Source organism: Hyphomonas sp. (assembly GCF_018402285.1).
Taxonomy (GTDB): domain Bacteria; phylum Pseudomonadota; class Alphaproteobacteria; order Caulobacterales; family Hyphomonadaceae; genus Hyphomonas.
Map to the genome: position 1 here is coordinate 378,391 of NZ_JAGYJH010000003.1, position 17,423 is coordinate 395,813.

Genomic DNA, 17,423 nt, shown 5'->3' on the forward strand with positions numbered 1-17,423 from the left:
CCCGCAGGGCAAGGGTAATATCAAGGCGTTCCCCAGCGTTACAGCGCGAGGGCGCGACGTGCCTCTTCGATATGGTCTGTCTTGGCGGAAAAGGCTGACCAGTCATCGGCCTCCGCAATCGGGTCCCAGAGTGCTTCCACCTCTGCGATCAGTAGGCTGACTGGGGCTGGCCGTTTGAAGTAGGGGTGGTTGAGGCGTTCAGGGCGCTCGGTTTCCCGGTCCTTCAATGCTGCCCGAACTGGTTCGAATCCTGTATCGGCATAAAGCCCGGCTTGCGGCGAGGCAGCAGCGCGGGCGTCACTGACTGCGCCGCCGAACCAGTCAAAGAAGGTTTGCGGCCAACTGGCCTTGCTCTGTGTCATCCATCCATAAAATGACTGGAGGAAGGCAAGGTTGCCAGCTTCGTCCTGCCCAGGCTTAAGGCCAAGCAGGGCATGTGTGTGTGCGATGAAGCTCTCGCGGTAGGCCGCCTCATACGGAATGAGCGACCGGGCGAGATTTTCAGCGTCCGCCAACAGCAGCATGGAAGAGGCCAGCTGTTGCAGAGCCCAGCCGCCCTGGACAGGCTGGCGTCCAAACCGGTAAAGGCCCTGAGCATCGAAATAGGCTGCAGTAAAGTTCGGATCCGAGACCGGCAGGAAGCGCCAGGGACCGAAATCAAAGGTTTCGCCGGTAATATTGAAGTTGTCCGTATTCATGACGCCGTGAACGAAGCCTGCCGCCATCCATTGGCCAATCATCCGGCCGGTTGCGATCGCGATGGATTCGAGCAGGTTGCTGGCCTTGCGGGCCATGTCCGGATCATCGGCGCCGGGAAAGAATTCCGAAATGCAGTAGTCGACAAGCTGCGCCAGGCTTTCCTTGTCTTCGAGCCAGGCGCAGCGCTGAAACGTTCCAAACCGGACATGGCTGTGTGAGAGGCGGACAAGGACGGAGGAGCGGGTCGGAGAGGGCTCGTCATTTCGGCTGAGTTGCTCGCCGGTTTCTATCAGGCTGAACGCTTTCGACGTATTCACGCCGAGGGCCTCCAGATAGCTGGCGGCAAGGATTTCGCGGATGCCTCCTTTCAGGGTCAGGCGGCCGTCGCCCTGACGGGACCAGGGTGTCTGGCCAGAACCTTTCGTTCCCAGATCAAGAAGGCGTCCGGTCCTGTCGCGTAGCTGGGCGAAGAGAAAGCCGCGCCCGTCTCCGAGCTGGGGATTGTAGGTTCCGAACTGATGACCGTGATACCGCATGGCCAACGGTTGCGGCAGGTTTGCCGGAAGTGGCGTAAACCGGGCAAAATGATCCAGCCAGGCTTCATCCGTAAGGCCGCCGAGGCCTGTCTCATCCGCCCAGCGCTGGTTGCGCCAGCGCAACACGGCAGATGGAAAATCTGCCGGAGCCACTGCGTCTGCGAAGGATCCGGCAATCCGAAGGAAGGGAGGCGAAGCCCCCTGGGCGGTTGGAGGTGGGCTGTTCTGCATGAAATACACCAGCTTGTGGGTGAGCGGAGGAAACAATGCGCTTAACCAAAGTTCCTTTTTTGTATGCGGCGCCGCAGCACAAGTCACCCCTATGCGACTTTACAATACCGCATAAGAGTGCAGCGGGTCTAATTATGACAAGCGGCAAAAGCTTGCGCCAGACCGTAACTGTTTCGGGAGGAAACGAATGAGAACTTTCAAGGGAATGCTTTACTGTGCGTCGGCCATTGCGCTGGGCGGCTCCTTTGCTGCGCACGCGCAGGAGGACGAGAACGAGCGCAAGCTCGCAACGGTGACGGTCACAGGGTCGGCCATTGCCGGAACGCCGGAAGACGCCGCCTTGCCGGTCGATGTGCTGACTGCAGCTGACCTGAAGCTGGAAGGCAATCCGACGATCACCGAGCTGATCCGCAATCTCGGCGTCTCCTCGGGCGTCGACGGACAGACCAACCAGTTCGCATCTAACGGCCTGGAAGGCACCTCGAATGTCAACCTGCGCGGCCTTGGCCCGGCGCGGACGCTGGTGTTGATCAATGGCCGCCGACAAGTCTATTCGCCCGTCGCGATCGGCGAGCAGGCCCAGCTCTTCATCGACACCAACATGATACCGACCGCCGCTGTCGGCCGGATCGAGGTGCTAAAGGATGGCGCTGCCGCGATCTACGGTTCTGATGCCATCGCGGGCGTGGTGAACTTTATCACTCGCAGCGACCTCAAGGGGCTCGAGATCAGCGGGGACTATTCGACCTTCGACGGCAATGACGACGGCGACTACAACCTGTCGGCGGCCTATGGCTTCCAGGGTGACAACTGGAGCTGGGTGACCTCGGTCGGCTATAACTTCCGCTCCGAAGTCAGTTTCCTCGAGAAGGACTGGGGCACGCCCCCCTTCACGGAAAACCCGGTCGCGGGCTATTCCGGGCTGTCCAATCCGGGCCGCTTCGTGACGATCGGCCCTCTGCCCGGCGGTGGCTTCGGCGTGAACGGCAACGTTGCCGACACCGGCTGCGTCCCGCTTGGCGGACAGCTCGGCCCGGACAATCAGTGCCGCTTCCAGTTCCTCCAGTTCGACAATCTGCAGGAGAAGGAGGAGCGCTATCAGATCTTCTCCGAATACAATCATACCTTTGGCAACGGGGCCCAGTTCCACCTCGAAGCCCTTTACGGCAAATCCGAAGTGCCGGAGTGGAAGACCTCGCCTTCCTATCCGCCGCAGGCGCTGACCAACCAGGTCATCTTCCCGAGCCATCCGGGCTGGCAGCAGTATATCGCCGACAATCCGGGTACCACGCTCGACACCGCCTTACAGGCGCTGTTCATCGGCCGCGTTTATGGCTGGGGTGGCTTCCCGGGCACAGATTTTGGTGCGCAGGAAGGCATTCGTGAGCACGAGACCTGGAGGATCGCCGGCGACCTGACTGGCGCATTCGAGAACGGCGTCACTTATGATATCGGCCTCGGTTATTCGACCTCCGAATTCTACGGCAAGACGAATGACACCTACATCGTTGGCCTGACGGCGGCTCTGCGCGGTTTTGGCGTCTGCACCAATCCGATTAACGGCACGGATCCGGCGACCGGAACCCAGCCCTGGGCAGCCGGCTATTCCGGTTCGCTGACGGCGGGCGGCGGCACCTGCGAGTATTACAACCCGTTCTCCAACGCCATCCCTGCAGGCGCCATCAACGGCGCGCCGAACCCGCAGTACAATCCGGCGCTGGCCAATTCTCTTACGCTCGCCAACTGGATGACCGATGGCGGCGCCGAAGGCACCCAGCAGAACGAACTCCTCGTCTTCGACGCAGCCCTTTCTGGAATGAGCGGTGTTCAGGCGGCAGGCGGCGAGATCGGCTGGGCGCTCGGCGCGCAGATCCGTAACGAGGCCCGCACGACCTCTCCGACGGACCTGACCAACCTCAACCTCACGCCGGGACCCGGCGGCACGGGCGCTTTCTCCTTCCTCGCCGGCACGGTGCCGACGGATTCTGACCAGACGATCTATGCCGTGTTTGGTGAACTGCAGATCCCGCTCTATGACAATCTCAACATCCAGGTCGCGACCCGGTTTGAGGATTATGGCGGCGACATCGGCTCGACCTTCGATCCGAAGGTTGCGGCCAAGTGGCAGGCCACGCCGAACTTCGCCCTGCGCGGCTCGGCCCAGACCTCGTTCAAGGGCCCGACCCTGAATCAGCTTGGCGGTGTTGGCACCACGTTGCAATTCGTGGCGCCGACCAGCGCGTTCAAGGCGGTCGACCAGTTCGGCAACCCTGAACTCAGCCCGGAAAGCGCGTTCAGCTTCAATATGGGTGCGCTCTACCAGAGTGGCGGGTTCAGCGCTTCGCTGGACTACTACAATTTCGACTTCAGCGACCCGATCATCGTCGAGGAGCAGGCCAACATTGTCGCTGCCGCGCTTGCCGCCCTTGCAACGCCGACGACAGATGATGACGCGGTCCTGAGCCGGATCACCTTCGACGGAACGCCCGCGCCGAATACGATCTCGCGCATCCGCACCAATGTGGTGAACGGTCCCGATATCGAGACCTCGGGCATCGACCTGAGAGTCGAGAATGTCTGGGATAACTTCATGGGCGGAGAGTTCGCACTCGGCCTCGATGCTACCTATGTCATCGAGTATGTAGTTGATCCCTACTTCGTCGAGGGCGTGGCGATTGGCGGGGGCGATTATGTCGACCAGTTCAACCGGTCGAACTTCACTCGTTCGATGCCGCAGTGGAAAGCGAACGTCTTCGCCAATCTTGCCCTCGGCAACCACAACCTGCGCGGCGTTGTGCGCCATGTTGACAGTTATGCTGACGAGCGTCCGGCCGCCGCACGTGGCGGAGTGTATCCGGAGATCGACAGCCAGACGACTCTGGACCTGTTCTATAACTGGGAAGCTCCGCTTGGCCTTGATCTCGGCCTCTCGGTGGTCAACGTGTTCGACGAAGATCCGCCGGCTGCGGCCTTCGACACGAACTATGATCCCTACACGCACAACCCGTTTGGCCGCACCATCAAGATCAGCGTGAGGAAGGCATTTGGCCCGGGAAGCTGATCGGCGATACGCCTGACTGACAGTAGTGGCCCCCGGAAACGGGGGCCGCTTTCTTTGCTATCAAAGAAAAGGGCGGCCCGGAGGCCGCCCTTCTGGATTGCTCGTCTTCGGGCCAGATGGCCTCCAGACCTAGTAGACGTAGGTCAGTTCCAGGCCGAGCAGGCGACCTTTCTTCAGCGGCGAGAAGGTGCCGCCCGACGGAAGCGTCTGATAGGGGTTGTTCACGCCGGTCGAATTCGGGCCGGGGAAGGGCAGTTGCGTATCATTCCCGAGCTGCACTTCATCCAGCAGGTTCTTGCCGTAGATTGAAGCCGAGAGGCCTTCTATCGGCGTTTCCCATGTAACGTTGACATCGATCATGTCTGCTTCCTGGATCCAGCCGAAGTTGCTGTCAGTGTAAGCGATCCGGTCTCGGTGCTGGTAGTTGGCCTGGGCGACGATTGCGCCGGAAGCGCCAAGGTCGAAGTCCTTGATGAGGCCGAAGCCGTAGGTCATAGGCGGCACGCGCGGGAGGTCGAGATTGATGTCATCCTGATCGACAATGCCATCGGCGTTGAGGTCGAAGAACACGTCGTCATACCCTGCATCCATGAAACCTACATTGAACGAAGCGAGCAGCGTTTCGGTCAGGGCAACGCGGCCATCGAACTCGATGCCGTAGATCGTGGCATCGGCCGTGTTCACGATGTTCTGAACAACACCTGATGCGCCTGCCGTGTTGACCTCACGCTGCATGTTGCCGACTTCAGTCATGAAGGCAGCGCCGTTGACCTGGACGCGGCCATCTTCGCTCTGGGCCTTGAAGCCGATTTCGTATGAGTCCACTTCTTCTTCATCGAAGCCGAAGCTGCCGGTCTGCGCCACGAACTGGTTGAAGATCGGCAGGTCGGTGATGCGGAAGTTGTAGCCGCCCGAACGGAAGCCCTTGGTATAGTGGGCGTAGGATTGAACATTGTCGTTCCAGAAATACTGGATGCCAACCTTGGGGGTCCAGTTCTTCCATTCATCAGGTCGCTGAACCCATTAGGCTCCTGCACGGCGCCGCCTGTGATGAGGCTGATCAGGGAGTTGAAGCCATCAGGCGAACAGGTGCCCTGAACGACACTACAGGGCATGCGGGGACGGATGTAGATAACATCGCCAGCTTTCTCTTCGACCGAATAGCGCACGCCCAGAGTGGCGATCAGCTTGTCCGTGAGCGAATAGTCAATGTTTGCGAAGGCGCCCCAGACTGTATGGTCCAGCGTGCCGCCGCCATAGAAGCCCCACGGAATGCTGGCCGGCAGCGTCGGCGGCCGCGTGGTGGGAAGGTTTCGGATCTCTGTATAGTCGAGCGTCTGCTCGAAATAGTAGAGGCCGGTGGTCAGGTCGAGCTTGTCGAACGTGCCTGCATAGCGCAGCTCGTTGGAGAACTGCTCCTGATCAAACTCTGCATTGGAGTGGAACAGGGTGAAGGGTGTTGCGTCAATATCGGCGCTCGAGGTGGACTCGTAATTGCGATAGCCGAAGATATTGGTGATCACGCCATTGCCGAAGCCGACATCAAGGTCGGTGCGCAGCGAGCCGAGGATAGTTTCAGATTCGCCGAATCCTGGATTGTTGATCGACATGTCGAAGTTATCGCGGTCAAAAAACGCATGGTTCTTGCCAGAAGGTCCGTCGGAGCGGGAGTCTGTGTATTCCAGCTTGCCGAGGAAAGTCAGTGCATCGGTCGGCATGAACTCGAGCGCGCCGCGATAGGTGACCGACTGAAGCTCGCCGTGATTGTCGCCGTTGAACTCATTTTTGAAGTATCCAGCGTCCGTGTTGTAGGAAACACCGAACTTGCCGTTCAGCAGGTTCTCGATCAGCGGGCCGGAAACGATCGCCTGAACGTTGGCATTTGCACCGCCGCGATCGCTGTCGACCGGGCCATCAACGCTGGTGCGAGCCTTGAAGCTGAACTCGTCGGTCGGGTTGGCCGTGTTGACCACGATCGCGCCGCCGGTTGTGTTACGGCCGAAGAGCAGGCCTTGCGGGCCGCGCAGGACTTCGATGCTGTCGAGGTCGAACAAGTCGACGACAACGCCGCTGTTCACGCCCAGATAAACGCCGTCGACGAACACGCCGACTGCCGGGTCGATCGACGGGATCGACGAGTTCACGCCAAGGCCGCGGATTGCGAAGTTCGCGGTGCCGCGCGCAGTACCCACATCATCCAGGGACACGTTCGGCGACGAATAGCTCAGGCTTTCGAGTGTAGTGACATTGAGGGCGTCGAGCGTGTCGGCATTGTAGGCAGTCATTGCGACAGCAACAGTCTGCACGTCTTCAACGTCAGCTTTCTTGGTCGCCGTTACGGTGACCGTACCGAGCACGCGCTCAATAGCGGATTCGCGCGACGCGGTTTCTTCAGCAGCTGTGCCTTCCTGCGCGTAGGCAGGCGCGATCAGGACGAGGGCTGCAGATGCAGACGTCATCAGCATTTTATTGAACGTCATTTCTGGGAGTTTCCTCTAATACTTATGAGTGTCAGCGGTGTCTGACACTTGCGGACTAAATAGACGGTTATCCAACATTTGAAATATTTGCTGCGGCGCAGCAAATATGTTTGCTTGCTGGGTGTTGCCCTGCGGTCACGCAAACTTAAAGTACCTTTTAGGAACTAAATTTAGTTGCTAAAAGGCACTTATGGCATTTCCCGTTATTCTACCGGCATCTCGTATCGCAGAACGGGCTGTTGCTGAAATGTGAGTAAGGTTCATAAATCCGTGTACCATCGATGCATACTCGACCTCACTGACCTGGACGCCTACGGCACGGAGTTTTGCCGCATAGGCGAGCCCTTCATCATGCAGAGGATCCCAGCCGCACACCACAACATGGGCCGGAGGCAGCGGCTTTAACTCCTCTGCTGAAGCAAAAAGCGGCGATATCCTCGGGTCCATATAAGTTTTCGGATCAGGCAGGTAATGCCCCCGGAAGAACTCGAACAGGCTCGCAGAAATGAAGAACCCACTTTCTTGCGGTGACATCTTCTTTCTGCGAATATCCGCGAACTGCAGGAGTGGATAGAGGAGCAGCTGAAAGGCAGGCATAGGTCCGCCGCTGCGGCTCATCTCCTGGCAGAGAAAAGCGGCGAGGTTTCCTCCTGCGCTGTCTCCTGCAACGGCGATCCGCCGGGGTCGATTCCGATCTTCCCACCCTGTTCGCTCAACCAGCCCCAGGCGGCGAGCGCATCCTCATGCGCGCAGGGAAAACGGGTCTCCGGCGCCAAGCGATAATCGATTGCCAGAACCCTGCAGCGCGATCCTTCGGCAAGACGCCGGCAGATCATGTCATGGCTGTCAAGGTCGCCCAGGACAAACCCTCCGCCATGAAAAAAGAGGATGCCTGGACCGGGCGGCACGCCCGCACCCAGCGGGACATATAGGCGCGCCTTGAGTGGGCCAGCCGGGCCCGGGACAGTCAGGATACGAACGTCGGCAAGCTCCGGCGCGTCAGGCTCGGCCGAATAGTCCATACGAAAAAACTGCTGACGTAGCCTCTCAATAGGCAGGCGGAGATCAAGGGGCTGCATCTCGGGGAGATGCAGTTTTTCCCTGAAGCTGCGGAAGGCATCGTCGAACGTCATGGCCACACATCTGCTGGTCAATTCCGGCGATGTGATGGCGTCTCAGCGGCGTTACAAGCTCCAGCCTGCCGGCTGTTTCTCAAAGTTGAAGAACGCCCGCCCCCGGAGGCTCTGAATAGAGCGCCTGAACAAGATTCGTGCGGCGGGAAATTACCAGTCTCTGGTTGACATATCCCTTATCGGTAATTTCGCCTGCATCAATGCTGGGTGCCTCGGTCATGACCATCACGCGCTTGATGCGGCGGGAGGAGCCAGGCTCGCCGGAATTGAAAGCAGCTGCCTTGCGCGCAAGATCGGCCACGAGGGCAGCAAACCCCTTGGCAGGATCACCGGCCGCCTTAACGTACTGCTCTGCGGTTACCGGAGACGGCCATACCAGAGCTGCAGCAAAATCCTTGTCCTGGCCGCAAATGACGGCGTCGAAGATAAGGGGAGAGCAGGCCGCCACGAAGTCCGGCCTCAATGTCCCGACCGACACCCAGGTGCCTGACGAAAGTTTGAAGTCCTCGCCGACCCGGCCATCGAAGATGAGGCCTTTGTTGGGATCGGATTCGTCGACGAACTTGACGGCATCTCCCAGGCAGTAAAATCCTTCCTCGTCGAAAACCTCAGCGTTCTTTTTAGGATCGTTGAGGTATCCTGGCATGACGCTGGGGCCCTTCACACGGACTTCCAGCTTTTCGCCATTCGGCACTAGTTTGAGTGTAGTGCCGGGAAGGGGCAGCCCGACAAGGCCGACACGCTCGGCCTCCCAGTGGACTACTGTAATGCCCTGCGTTTCTGTAGCGCCATACATGGTGATGATCGGTATCCGGCGGCCGGTGGCTTTGATCGATAGCGCCTGCAGGCGGTCATAGAGATCATCGGACAGCGTGGCGCCGCCATAACCGATCGAGCGCATATTCTTGAAGAACGCCTTGAGCAAAAACTCGTCCTGTTCCATCGCTTCGGCCAGCATGGCGAGGGCGATGGGGGCAGTCCCGAAGGTGGAGGGGTTGCATTCATGAATGTTGCGGATCGTTTCATGGAATAGGGCAGGGGTTGGCTTGCCGCCATCGATCCAGAAAGTGGCGCCGTTCCAAAGCGCGCCATTGAAGTTCACATTGGAGCCGGATATGTGGTTCCAGGGAAGCCAGTCCAGGACATTGGCGACCGTATCCGGATCATAATCAGGATCGCGGGCATCATCCCGAAGCCCCTCCTGGCCCGCGATCATTGCGCACATTGACCCTTGCGTCTGGGGGACAGGTTTGGGCATCCCTGTGGAGCCGGAAGTAAAGAGATATTTGGCGGTTGATGCGTCCGACAACTTTGACATTGCCACACCAACTGCCGCCGTAGGCTCTTTTGATACCAGCTCGTCGAAATTGAGAACGGAATTGTCCCCGCCTGTTTCAGCGCTCACTATCGTTGCTGCGCCAGCTCCCAGAGCCGTTATGGCTTTCTGGAATGGGGGGAGATGTTCTGCAAAGATGATGGCCGGTTTGACCGTATTGTAGCAATGCTTGAGTTTGTCGAAGTCGTTCGACATGGTCGCATAAGGAACAGAGATTGGCGCGGCTGGCGCGCCGATCTTCTGCGCAGCCAGTATGATCAGGGCAGCCCTAATGGAGTTGCCTGACAAGATCATGACCGGCGCATCCGGCCCCGCACCAAGATCAAGAAAGGCCTGGGCCAGAGAGTCGGTGAGGCGGTTTGCCTCGCCATAGGTTACCTCAACCCATTGATCCGTATACGGATCCCGTTCCTTGATAAAAACCCTTTCAGGGTGGCGGACGGCTCGTTCCACAAGGGCGTGCGGAATGGTTGAAGGTCGCAAGCCCGGAGCCTGGCGGGACTTAACGTATATGGCTTCGCCTTTGCGGACCACTTCCACATCCGGTGCCTTTTGCGGCAGGGGGCGAAACGGGGAAGGGGTTGACCTTCAGCCATGGCAAATTCCTCAGATGTCTGGTGTCGCTGCATCAAGGATAGCGGGCATGCTCCGCCGCGCAACAGGTGACGCAGCGCCAAGACAGCTTCAGCTGCGCTCGATCTCGGCTTTCACGGCGCTGGAAACGCAATCAAGCGCCCTTTCCATCAGCGCTTTATCAAGTGCTTCGGCCATAACGCGTATCAGGGGCTCGGTTCCTGACTTGCGTACAACCATCCGTCCACGTTCACCAAGCATCTCGCCGGCCTGTGCAAGCGCTTCCTTCACCCTATCACTTTCGACAGGGTTCGGGCCCGAATATCTTATGTTAATGAGTTTTTGAGGCGCAGGTTCAAAAACCCGCAACATCTCCGATGCCGTTCCGCCGCGCGTTGCAAGGACTGACAGTACATGCAGGGCGGCCAAAAGGCCGTCTCCCGTTGTGGATACGTCTGAAAGTATGATGTGTCCGGACTGCTCTCCCCCGAGATTAAATCCGTATGCGCGCATATGCTCGCCAACATATCGGTCACCAACCTTGGTGCGGGCGAGGATCAGTCCTTCGGCCTTGAGAAACTCCGATAGCCCCATGTTGGACATCACGGTTGCCACCATGCCTCCCCCCCTGAGGCGGCCGCTGCGATGCATCTCTCCGGCGATCAGCCCCATCACCTGATCGCCGTCAGCCTCATTTCCTCTTTCATCGATGACGATCAGACGATCGGCATCTCCATCGAGTGCTATGCCGATGTCAGCGCTTGATTTCAGTACAGCAGCTTTCAATGCATCAGTCGCCGTTGATCCGTAGCCGGCGTTGATGTTGACACCGTCAGGCGATGCACCGATCACGGTTAGCTGGACACCGAGCTTCCGAAGCGCAGCGGGGGCAGCTTCAAAGCCGGCTCCATGAGCGCAATCGAGCACGACTTTGAGGCCCGAAAAATCGCGTTTGCCGGGAAGTGTTTCGAGGCAGCGCCGGACATACCGCGTCGTCGTGTCGTCCACTGTGCGGGGTAACGTTATGTCGGTGGGGGAGGCGTACTCTCCTTCAAAGGCCGTCGCCATGCTGGCCTCGAGGGCTTCCTCAACATCATCCTCAAACTTCACGCCCTCGGGACTGAAGAGTTTGAGACCATTATCCTCAAACTTGTTGTGGCTGGCAGAGACCATCACGCCTAGGGCGGCACCTGTCTCGCGCGCCATTAATGCTACAGCCGGAGTGGGAACTATTCCCAGCCTGACCGGCGTAAATCCCATCGAGGAGAAGCCTGCGATCAGGGCAGCCTCGATCATTTCACCAGAGCGGCGCGTATCGCGGCCAATCACAACTTCCCGTCCGGCTTTGGATCCAAATGTCCGGGCAGCTGCGATGGCAAGGCGCAGCGCCGTCTCGGCGGTCATCGGGTTCTGGTTGACCCGGCCCCGGATGCCGTCTGTTCCGAAATATTGCCGCGCCATGTTCTCCTCCGGGATCAGCCGGTCATACCGGCGTCACGTCTCCAAAGACCACAAAATGAGGGTTGTCGTATCCCCGCTCCCTCTTTCCGTAGAGCAGGGAGTTGCCATCCATCGTCAGTACACGGCCACCTGCAGCTTCAACAACTGCCTGTCCTGCCGCCGTATCCCACTCCATCGTCCGGCCATGACGTGGATATACGTCTGCCTCTCCCGCCGCGACCAGGCAGAACTTCAAAGAGGAGCCTGCGCCTTTGATTTCTGCAATGGGGTATCGCGCCAACCATTCCTCCGTTTCCGGACTGCGGTGGGACTTTGATGCGACGGCTGTCAGGCCCTCTGACGGTGAGGGACGCACTTTCAGGGGAGAGCGCTTTGCCGGAACAGGACCGTCAGGCGCTGCTTCGGCCTGCCAGGCGGAGCTTGGGCTTTCTGCAACGAACAGGCGATTTAGCGCAGGCGCGTAGACGACCCCCATGACAGGCCGGCCATTCTCAATGATGGCGATATTCACGGTGAATTCGCCGTTCCTGGCGACAAACTCCTTGGTGCCGTCCAGCGGATCGACAAGCGCAAATCGTGTTCCGTGCTGCGGAATGTGACCCCCGGCAACAGCCTCTTCTGCGATCACTTTCAGGTCAGGTTCAGCTTCAGCGAGGCCCTTGAGAATGATCGCTTCAGCAAGGCCGTCTGCTTCGGTCAGGATTGATTTGTCGTCCTTGTGGCTGACACTGAAATCCGTGCGGTAGACCCGCATGATTTCCTTGCCCGCGGCGAGTGCGATTGTAGCGAGTGTGTCGGCGCTGACGGTCATCTGAAACTGCCCGCCTTCAGCGCATTACGTCGATGAGTTCGACTTCAAACTGAAGTGCCGTGTTGGGCGGGATGGGGCCACCTGGCGTGCCTTCTTCGCCGTACCCGAGCTCGGAAGGAATATACAGCATCCAGCGATCACCCGGCTTCATCAGTGCGAGGGCTTCGACCCAGCCGCTGATCATTGCGTTGGAAGGAAAGACTTCCGGATCGCCGCGCTCGTAGGAGGAGTCGAAAAGTTCACCTGTATCTGCAATGCGGCCCTCATAATGGACGACGACCAGTTGACCACCTACGGGAGGCCCACCAGAAGCGTCTCCACTTTGCAGAACCACATACTGCAGTCCGGACTCGGTCTTCACGACGTCGGAAAGTTCCGGATTCCAGGGATAGTATTTGGCCCAGGCGGCTGCGTCGGACTTCTTCGGCTCTACGATGTCGAGCAGCGACACAAAGAATACAAGATCATCACCGGCCTTTATCACGTTGCCGCGCGCCTGATTGCCATAGGCAAGCTGGTTGGGGATGTAGAAGACGTATTCGTCGCCCTTGCTCATTTCCTGAAGGCCGATGGTCCAGCCGGGAATGACCTGATTGAGCCTGAATTCCGACGCGCTGCCGCGATCGAAGGAGGAGTCAAACTTCTCGCCGGTCGGCAACCGGCCGTCATAGTGAACCCGAACCCGATCAGTCGGGGAGGGCTGCTTGCCGCCCTTGGGGCCTTCCTTAACGACGATGTACTGGACGCCGCTTTCAGTTGTCTGAATGCCTTTAGCGTCCGGGTTCCAGGGAAGGTATTCATCAACGGGAGAAGTCATGGTGGTCTCGTCTGAAGCGCCGTCAGCGCCGGGGGATGTAGGTGCGCAAGCAACCAGCGAAACACTGAAAACTGCGGCGGCGAATAGGGCACGGAACATGGAGCAAATCTCCTGAATGGGCAAAACCGTCGCCTGCTCTTTAGGCGGCTTTCTAGGGATAGTCACGCGCCCCTGACGCTCAGAGCGCCCTCGGCGGATAACCCGCCTGCGCCAGGGCATCGATGACTTCCTGAGTGTGCTGGCTGTCACGCGTTTCCATCAGAATGTCGAACTCAGCGCCTTTGGCGGGCACATCCAGCGCAATCCGGTTATGGGCGACCTCCATGATGTTTGCGCCATTGTCACCGATGATCTTCGAGACAAGCGCAAGCAGACCAGGGCGATCATCTCCGACAATGCGGATGCGGGCCAGGCGATTTTCGCGTACGAGTGCCCGTGTCAGGACCGAAGCGAGAAGGCGCGTGTCGATATTGCCACCACAGAGTACGAGGCCTACCTTGCGGCCATAGAAGCGCGAGGGGTGCGCCAAAAGCGCGGCAAGTCCGGCAGCGCCAGCGCCCTCTGCAACGGTTTTCTCGACTTCCACAAAGAGTGTGATGGCTCTCTCGAGATGTTCTTCCTCGACCAGTACGATGTCATCCACGAGTTCCTGCGCGATGCGGCGGGTGATCTGGCCAACTTCCTTTACCGCAATGCCTTCAGCGATGGTGGCGCCGCCCATCTTGGGAGATTTGCCTCTCAGCGCTGCGTGCATGCAGGGATACATCGCCGCCTCAACACCAATAATTTTAATGTCCGGCTTCAGGGCTTTGGCGGCAATGGCAATCCCGCTGATCAGGCCACCGCCGCCGATTGGCACGACGAGGGTATCCAGGTCCGGGTTGTCTGCAAGCATTTCGAGCGCGATCGTGCCCTGGCCCGCAATGATGTCAGTGTCGTCAAAGGGATGAATGAAGGTCAGGCCCTCCTTCTCGCCGAGCTTTAGGGCGTAGTCTTTTGCCTCGTCAAAGATCAGGCCTTCCAGAATGACGCGTGCGCCGTGGTCGCGCGTGTGCTCGACCTTGTTGAAGGGGGTTGTCTCCGCCATGACAATGGTTGCCGGGATGCCGAGGCGACGCGCGTGATAAGCAACGCCCTGCGCATGGTTGCCCGCGGAAGCTGCGATCACACCGGCTTTCTTTTCCTTCTCCGAGAGTTTAACCAGCTTGTTCAGGGCGCCGCGCTCCTTGAAGGCCGCTGTAAACTGGCGGTTTTCATGCTTCACCCAGACCTCGGCGCCTGTGATCGCCGAGAGGGTCTTTGAATGAGACAGCTCTGTGCGCTCGATCTGACCATCTAGAACATCTGCTGCTGCCTGGATGTCGGCCAGCGTCACGGGCAGGGGAGAAGTCAGGGAATCGGGCATGGGAAAGGGTTCCGGCGAAAGCGGGCGCACCCTATGCGGGCAGGGTTTAATTGACAAGCAATCCTGCAGCGCCAGGCGCGGGATCATGTTCCGCCACCCAATGGTCCGGAGCGACCTGAACCAACTGGGGCTGGTACTGGTCGGCTTCCGGATCATCCGTCAGTTTGGACTTGAGGAACCGGAGGGCTGCGCGGCTGTCCAAAGGACTTGGCAGGTCGCCCGTCAACCGAACGCGCTCCCGGGCGCGCTCGCCCCGGGGATCAGCATTGGGAACTGCTGCGATAAGGCCCTGAGTATAGGGATGGCGGGCGTCCTCATATATTTCGTTGCGACCTGCAAGTTCGACGATGCGGCCAAGATAGAGCACCATAACCCGGTGGCTGATCTGGCGGACGACAGCCAGATCGTGACTGATGAAAATCATCGCAAGACCGAACTCTTTCTGGAGCTCGATCAGAAGGTCTACTACCTGGGCCTGTACAGACACGTCCAACGCCGAGACCGCTTCGTCGCAGATGACGAGTTTTGGCTTCAGGATCATTGCGCGCGCAATGCCGACACGCTGGTTCTGTCCACCCGACAGCTCGTGCGGGTAGCGGTTGATCAGGTTCGGATCGAGCCCGACGCGTGGAAGAATTTCCCTAACTTTTGCCTCGCGCTCAGACCTGGATAGCCCAGGCTCGTGAACCAGAAGCGGCTCTGCCACCGAGGCACCGATCGTCATGCGTGGATCAAGACTGGCGAGCGGATCCTGAAACACGATCTGGAGGTCATCCCTCAGACTGTCCATCTCACCGCGGCTCGCCTTGGCGATGTCGCGCCCAAGCCAGGCGACTTTTCCGGCAGTCGGCGGAATCAACCGCAGAACACCGCGCGCGAGCGTAGACTTGCCGCAGCCCGATTCTCCGACGACGCCCAGTGTCTCCCCAGGCTTCAGGTCAAAGCTGACACCGTTCACAGCTTTCAGAGGCTTCTGCCTGCCAAACAGGCCGCCTTTCACCTGGATTGGGAAATGAACCTTCATGTCTTCAACGCGCAGGACAGGCTCGATGCCGGGTCCGGGCTGACTGGAAAGGGGAGGTCGGCCGGGAGGGTCTGGAAGGTCCAGGCGAGGCACGGCGGCCAGAAGCATTTTCGTATAATCGTGCTTGGGCGCGTAGAAAATCTCGTCGGTCGTGCCCTGTTCGACGATCTCGCCATGACGCATGACAACAACGCGGTCACACATCCGCGCGACAACACCCATATTGTGCGTGATCAGAACAATTCCCGTGCCGGTTTCGCGCTTCAACTCGTCCATGAGTTCTAGCACCTGTGCCTGGACTGTAACATCCAGCGCGGTGGTCGGTTCGTCAGCGATCAGAAGTTTCGGCCCGCACAGCATGGCAATGGCGATCATGACCCGCTGGCGCATGCCACCTGAAAGCTCATGCGGGAATTGCTCCATCCGGCGCTCTGCTTCCGGAATGCGGACGTGTTCCAGCCATTCCACGCACTGCTTGTTGGCTTCGGTGCCCTTGAGCCCCTTATGTAGCGCCAGAATTTCCCGCATCTGGGCACCGACTGTCATGTGGGGGGTCAGGCTGGTCAGCGGGTCCTGGAAGATCATCGACATTTCCGCGCCGCGGATCTTGCGTAGTTCAGTCGTCGAGGCCGTCAGCATTTCTGTGGCGCCAAAGCGCATGCTGCCCGTCGCCTTTCCGTTTCCGGCCAGCAGACCCATTGCAGCGAGTGCGGATTGGCTCTTTCCCGAGCCGCTTTCCCCTACAATGCCAACACACTCACCAGAAGAAACTGCAAAGGAGATTCCCTTCACAGCGTTTACTGTGCCGTCCGGCGTCTCGAATTCGACCTTGAGGTCTGTCACAGTCATAAGCGTCATGGCGTTGACGAGTAACGGTGTAACGCTGGGGCGCAAGAGGCAGGTGCAGATTTCAGGCACAGAAAAATGCCGCGTCCCTCCAGGAACGCGGCGTTCTGCCTCGGCAATGCCAGTCTGGTGTAAGTCTTGAGTCTGGCGCTGCCTCTGCCTGATATTGGCTGGATCAGAATTTGTAGCCGAGACCAATCCCTATGATTAGCGGGTCTATGTCCACGTCAGCGTTCACGCTTGCGCCGAGAGCCGTTGTGAAGTCGACCGTAACATCGGTGTTGATCCAGACTTTCTTGATATCTGCGTTCAGGGCCCAGCCACCTTCCTTGCCGTCAAGGTCATAATCGAAGCCAGCCTGCAGGGCAGGACCGAAGCTGGAGTCATAGTCTACCCCGTCAGCAACTGGGCCAGCATCTTCGTTGAAGAAGAGCGTCGCGTTCACGCCCGCTCCAACATAAGGTTTGAAACGGGTCCCATTCTGAAAGTGATATTGAAGCGTGAGGGTGGGTGGCAGCAACCACACGTCTCCAAGATCGATATTCGCATTAGTCAGCGCGCCTGGGACCGTGACATCTGTCGCCTTTACGTCATGGGGCGTAACCGCGAGTATCAACTCGGCCGCAATGTTCTTGTTGAAGAAATAGGTGATATCGATTTCGGGGACATATTGGTCGCCGATATCAACACCGCCCTGCAGACCGGTACCGCCAACGGACAAGGCGCCAGCTTCGTCGGGAAGGACACCAAGGACGCGCGCGCGCACCATCCAGGGATTTTCTTCGGCAGTGGCTGTGCCTGCAAATCCCATTATTGCTGTACCCGTCATAAGGACGACTGCGAGGAGCTTTTTCATGTTTGAAACCCGCTGGTTCTGTGAGTGATGCTGTCTGGTTAGTGCTCTGGAATTAAAGGCGAAATACACCAGTTTGCCGCGCGGCTGCGGGCCGCGCGGCACAAGCGCTCAACTAGGTACTCGTCCGTATTGAGATGGAATTTCCAAACTGCAA

Annotated in this window: 10 protein-coding genes and 2 pseudogenes; 1 reads left to right on the forward strand and 11 read right to left on the reverse strand. The window is 58.9% G+C overall.

Going from position 1 to position 17,423, the window contains the following annotated elements; translation table 11 throughout:
• Window positions 1-38: 38 nt before the first annotated feature.
• On the reverse strand, window positions 39-1,466 hold the full coding sequence (locus KG722_RS04405) for a protein adenylyltransferase SelO family protein (protein ID WP_213269889.1): 1,428 nt from the start codon (window positions 1,464-1,466) through the stop codon (window positions 39-41).
• Window positions 1,467-1,653: 187 nt separating this feature from the next.
• Here KG722_RS04405 and KG722_RS04410 point away from each other — a divergent pair, with 187 nt between their 5' ends.
• Window positions 1,654-4,527 (forward strand): TonB-dependent receptor, encoded by a 2,874-nt coding sequence (locus KG722_RS04410; RefSeq protein ID WP_213269891.1) that lies wholly within the window; start codon window positions 1,654-1,656, stop codon window positions 4,525-4,527.
• Window positions 4,528-4,656: 129 nt separating this feature from the next.
• On the opposite strand, the gene KG722_RS14970 is transcribed toward KG722_RS04410, so the two are convergent.
• The 10 genes and pseudogenes from KG722_RS14970 to KG722_RS04455 all read right to left on the reverse strand — a co-directional run bounded on the left by KG722_RS14970 (window position 4,657) and on the right by KG722_RS04455 (window position 17,269).
• Window positions 4,657-5,502 (reverse strand): TonB-dependent receptor, encoded by an 846-nt coding sequence (locus KG722_RS14970; protein WP_366910216.1) that lies wholly within the window; start codon window positions 5,500-5,502, stop codon window positions 4,657-4,659.
• Window positions 5,503-6,563: 1,061 nt separating this feature from the next.
• Window positions 6,564-7,007: pseudogene (locus KG722_RS15380) on the reverse strand (Plug domain-containing protein); the annotation flags it as partial.
• 177 nt (window positions 7,008-7,184) lie between these two features.
• Window positions 7,185-8,140: pseudogene (locus KG722_RS15385) on the reverse strand (alpha/beta hydrolase).
• 79 nt (window positions 8,141-8,219) lie between these two features.
• The gene (locus KG722_RS04425) at window positions 8,220-10,016 is read right to left on the reverse strand and encodes an AMP-binding protein (protein ID WP_366910038.1); all 1,797 of its coding nucleotides are present in this window, start codon (window positions 10,014-10,016) and stop codon (window positions 8,220-8,222) included.
• 144 nt (window positions 10,017-10,160) lie between these two features.
• Window positions 10,161-11,510: a phosphoglucosamine mutase gene (glmM, locus tag KG722_RS04430; RefSeq protein WP_213269894.1), complete on the reverse strand. Its 1,350-nt coding sequence runs from the start codon at window positions 11,508-11,510 to the stop codon at window positions 10,161-10,163.
• Window positions 11,511-11,532: 22 nt separating this feature from the next.
• Complete coding sequence (cysQ, locus tag KG722_RS04435) at window positions 11,533-12,321, reverse strand: 3'(2'),5'-bisphosphate nucleotidase CysQ (RefSeq protein ID WP_213269897.1); 789 nt, start codon at window positions 12,319-12,321, stop codon at window positions 11,533-11,535.
• 16 nt (window positions 12,322-12,337) lie between these two features.
• Entirely contained in the window at window positions 12,338-13,237 is a 900-nt protein-coding gene (locus KG722_RS04440; RefSeq protein WP_213269899.1) for an FKBP-type peptidyl-prolyl cis-trans isomerase, read from the reverse strand.
• Between the two features lie 79 nt (window positions 13,238-13,316).
• Complete coding sequence (locus tag KG722_RS04445) at window positions 13,317-14,519, reverse strand: threonine ammonia-lyase (RefSeq protein WP_366910217.1); 1,203 nt, start codon at window positions 14,517-14,519, stop codon at window positions 13,317-13,319.
• A 70-nt stretch (window positions 14,520-14,589) separates the two neighbouring features.
• Window positions 14,590-16,461 (reverse strand): ABC transporter ATP-binding protein, encoded by a 1,872-nt coding sequence (locus tag KG722_RS04450; protein ID WP_300998231.1) that lies wholly within the window; start codon window positions 16,459-16,461, stop codon window positions 14,590-14,592.
• Between the two features lie 127 nt (window positions 16,462-16,588).
• A complete protein-coding gene (locus tag KG722_RS04455; RefSeq protein WP_213269903.1) occupies window positions 16,589-17,269 on the reverse strand; it encodes an OmpW family outer membrane protein in 681 nt (226 codons plus the stop codon).
• Between the last annotated feature and the right edge of the window lie 154 nt (window positions 17,270-17,423).

What these genes read in the sequence shown, in the direction of transcription:
- KG722_RS04405 (WP_213269889.1), bottom strand. Translation starts at nt 1,466, where the DNA reads ATGCAGAACAGCCCACCTCCAACCGCCCAGGGGGCTTCGCCTCCCTTC.
- KG722_RS04410 (WP_213269891.1), top strand. Translation starts at nt 1,654, where the DNA reads ATGAGAACTTTCAAGGGAATGCTTTACTGTGCGTCGGCCATTGCGCTG.
- glmM (WP_213269894.1), bottom strand. Translation starts at nt 11,510, where the DNA reads ATGGCGCGGCAATATTTCGGAACAGACGGCATCCGGGGCCGGGTCAAC.
- cysQ (WP_213269897.1), bottom strand. Translation starts at nt 12,321, where the DNA reads ATGACCGTCAGCGCCGACACACTCGCTACAATCGCACTCGCCGCGGGC.
- KG722_RS04440 (WP_213269899.1), bottom strand. Translation starts at nt 13,237, where the DNA reads ATGTTCCGTGCCCTATTCGCCGCCGCAGTTTTCAGTGTTTCGCTGGTT.
- KG722_RS04455 (WP_213269903.1), bottom strand. Translation starts at nt 17,269, where the DNA reads ATGAAAAAGCTCCTCGCAGTCGTCCTTATGACGGGTACAGCAATAATG.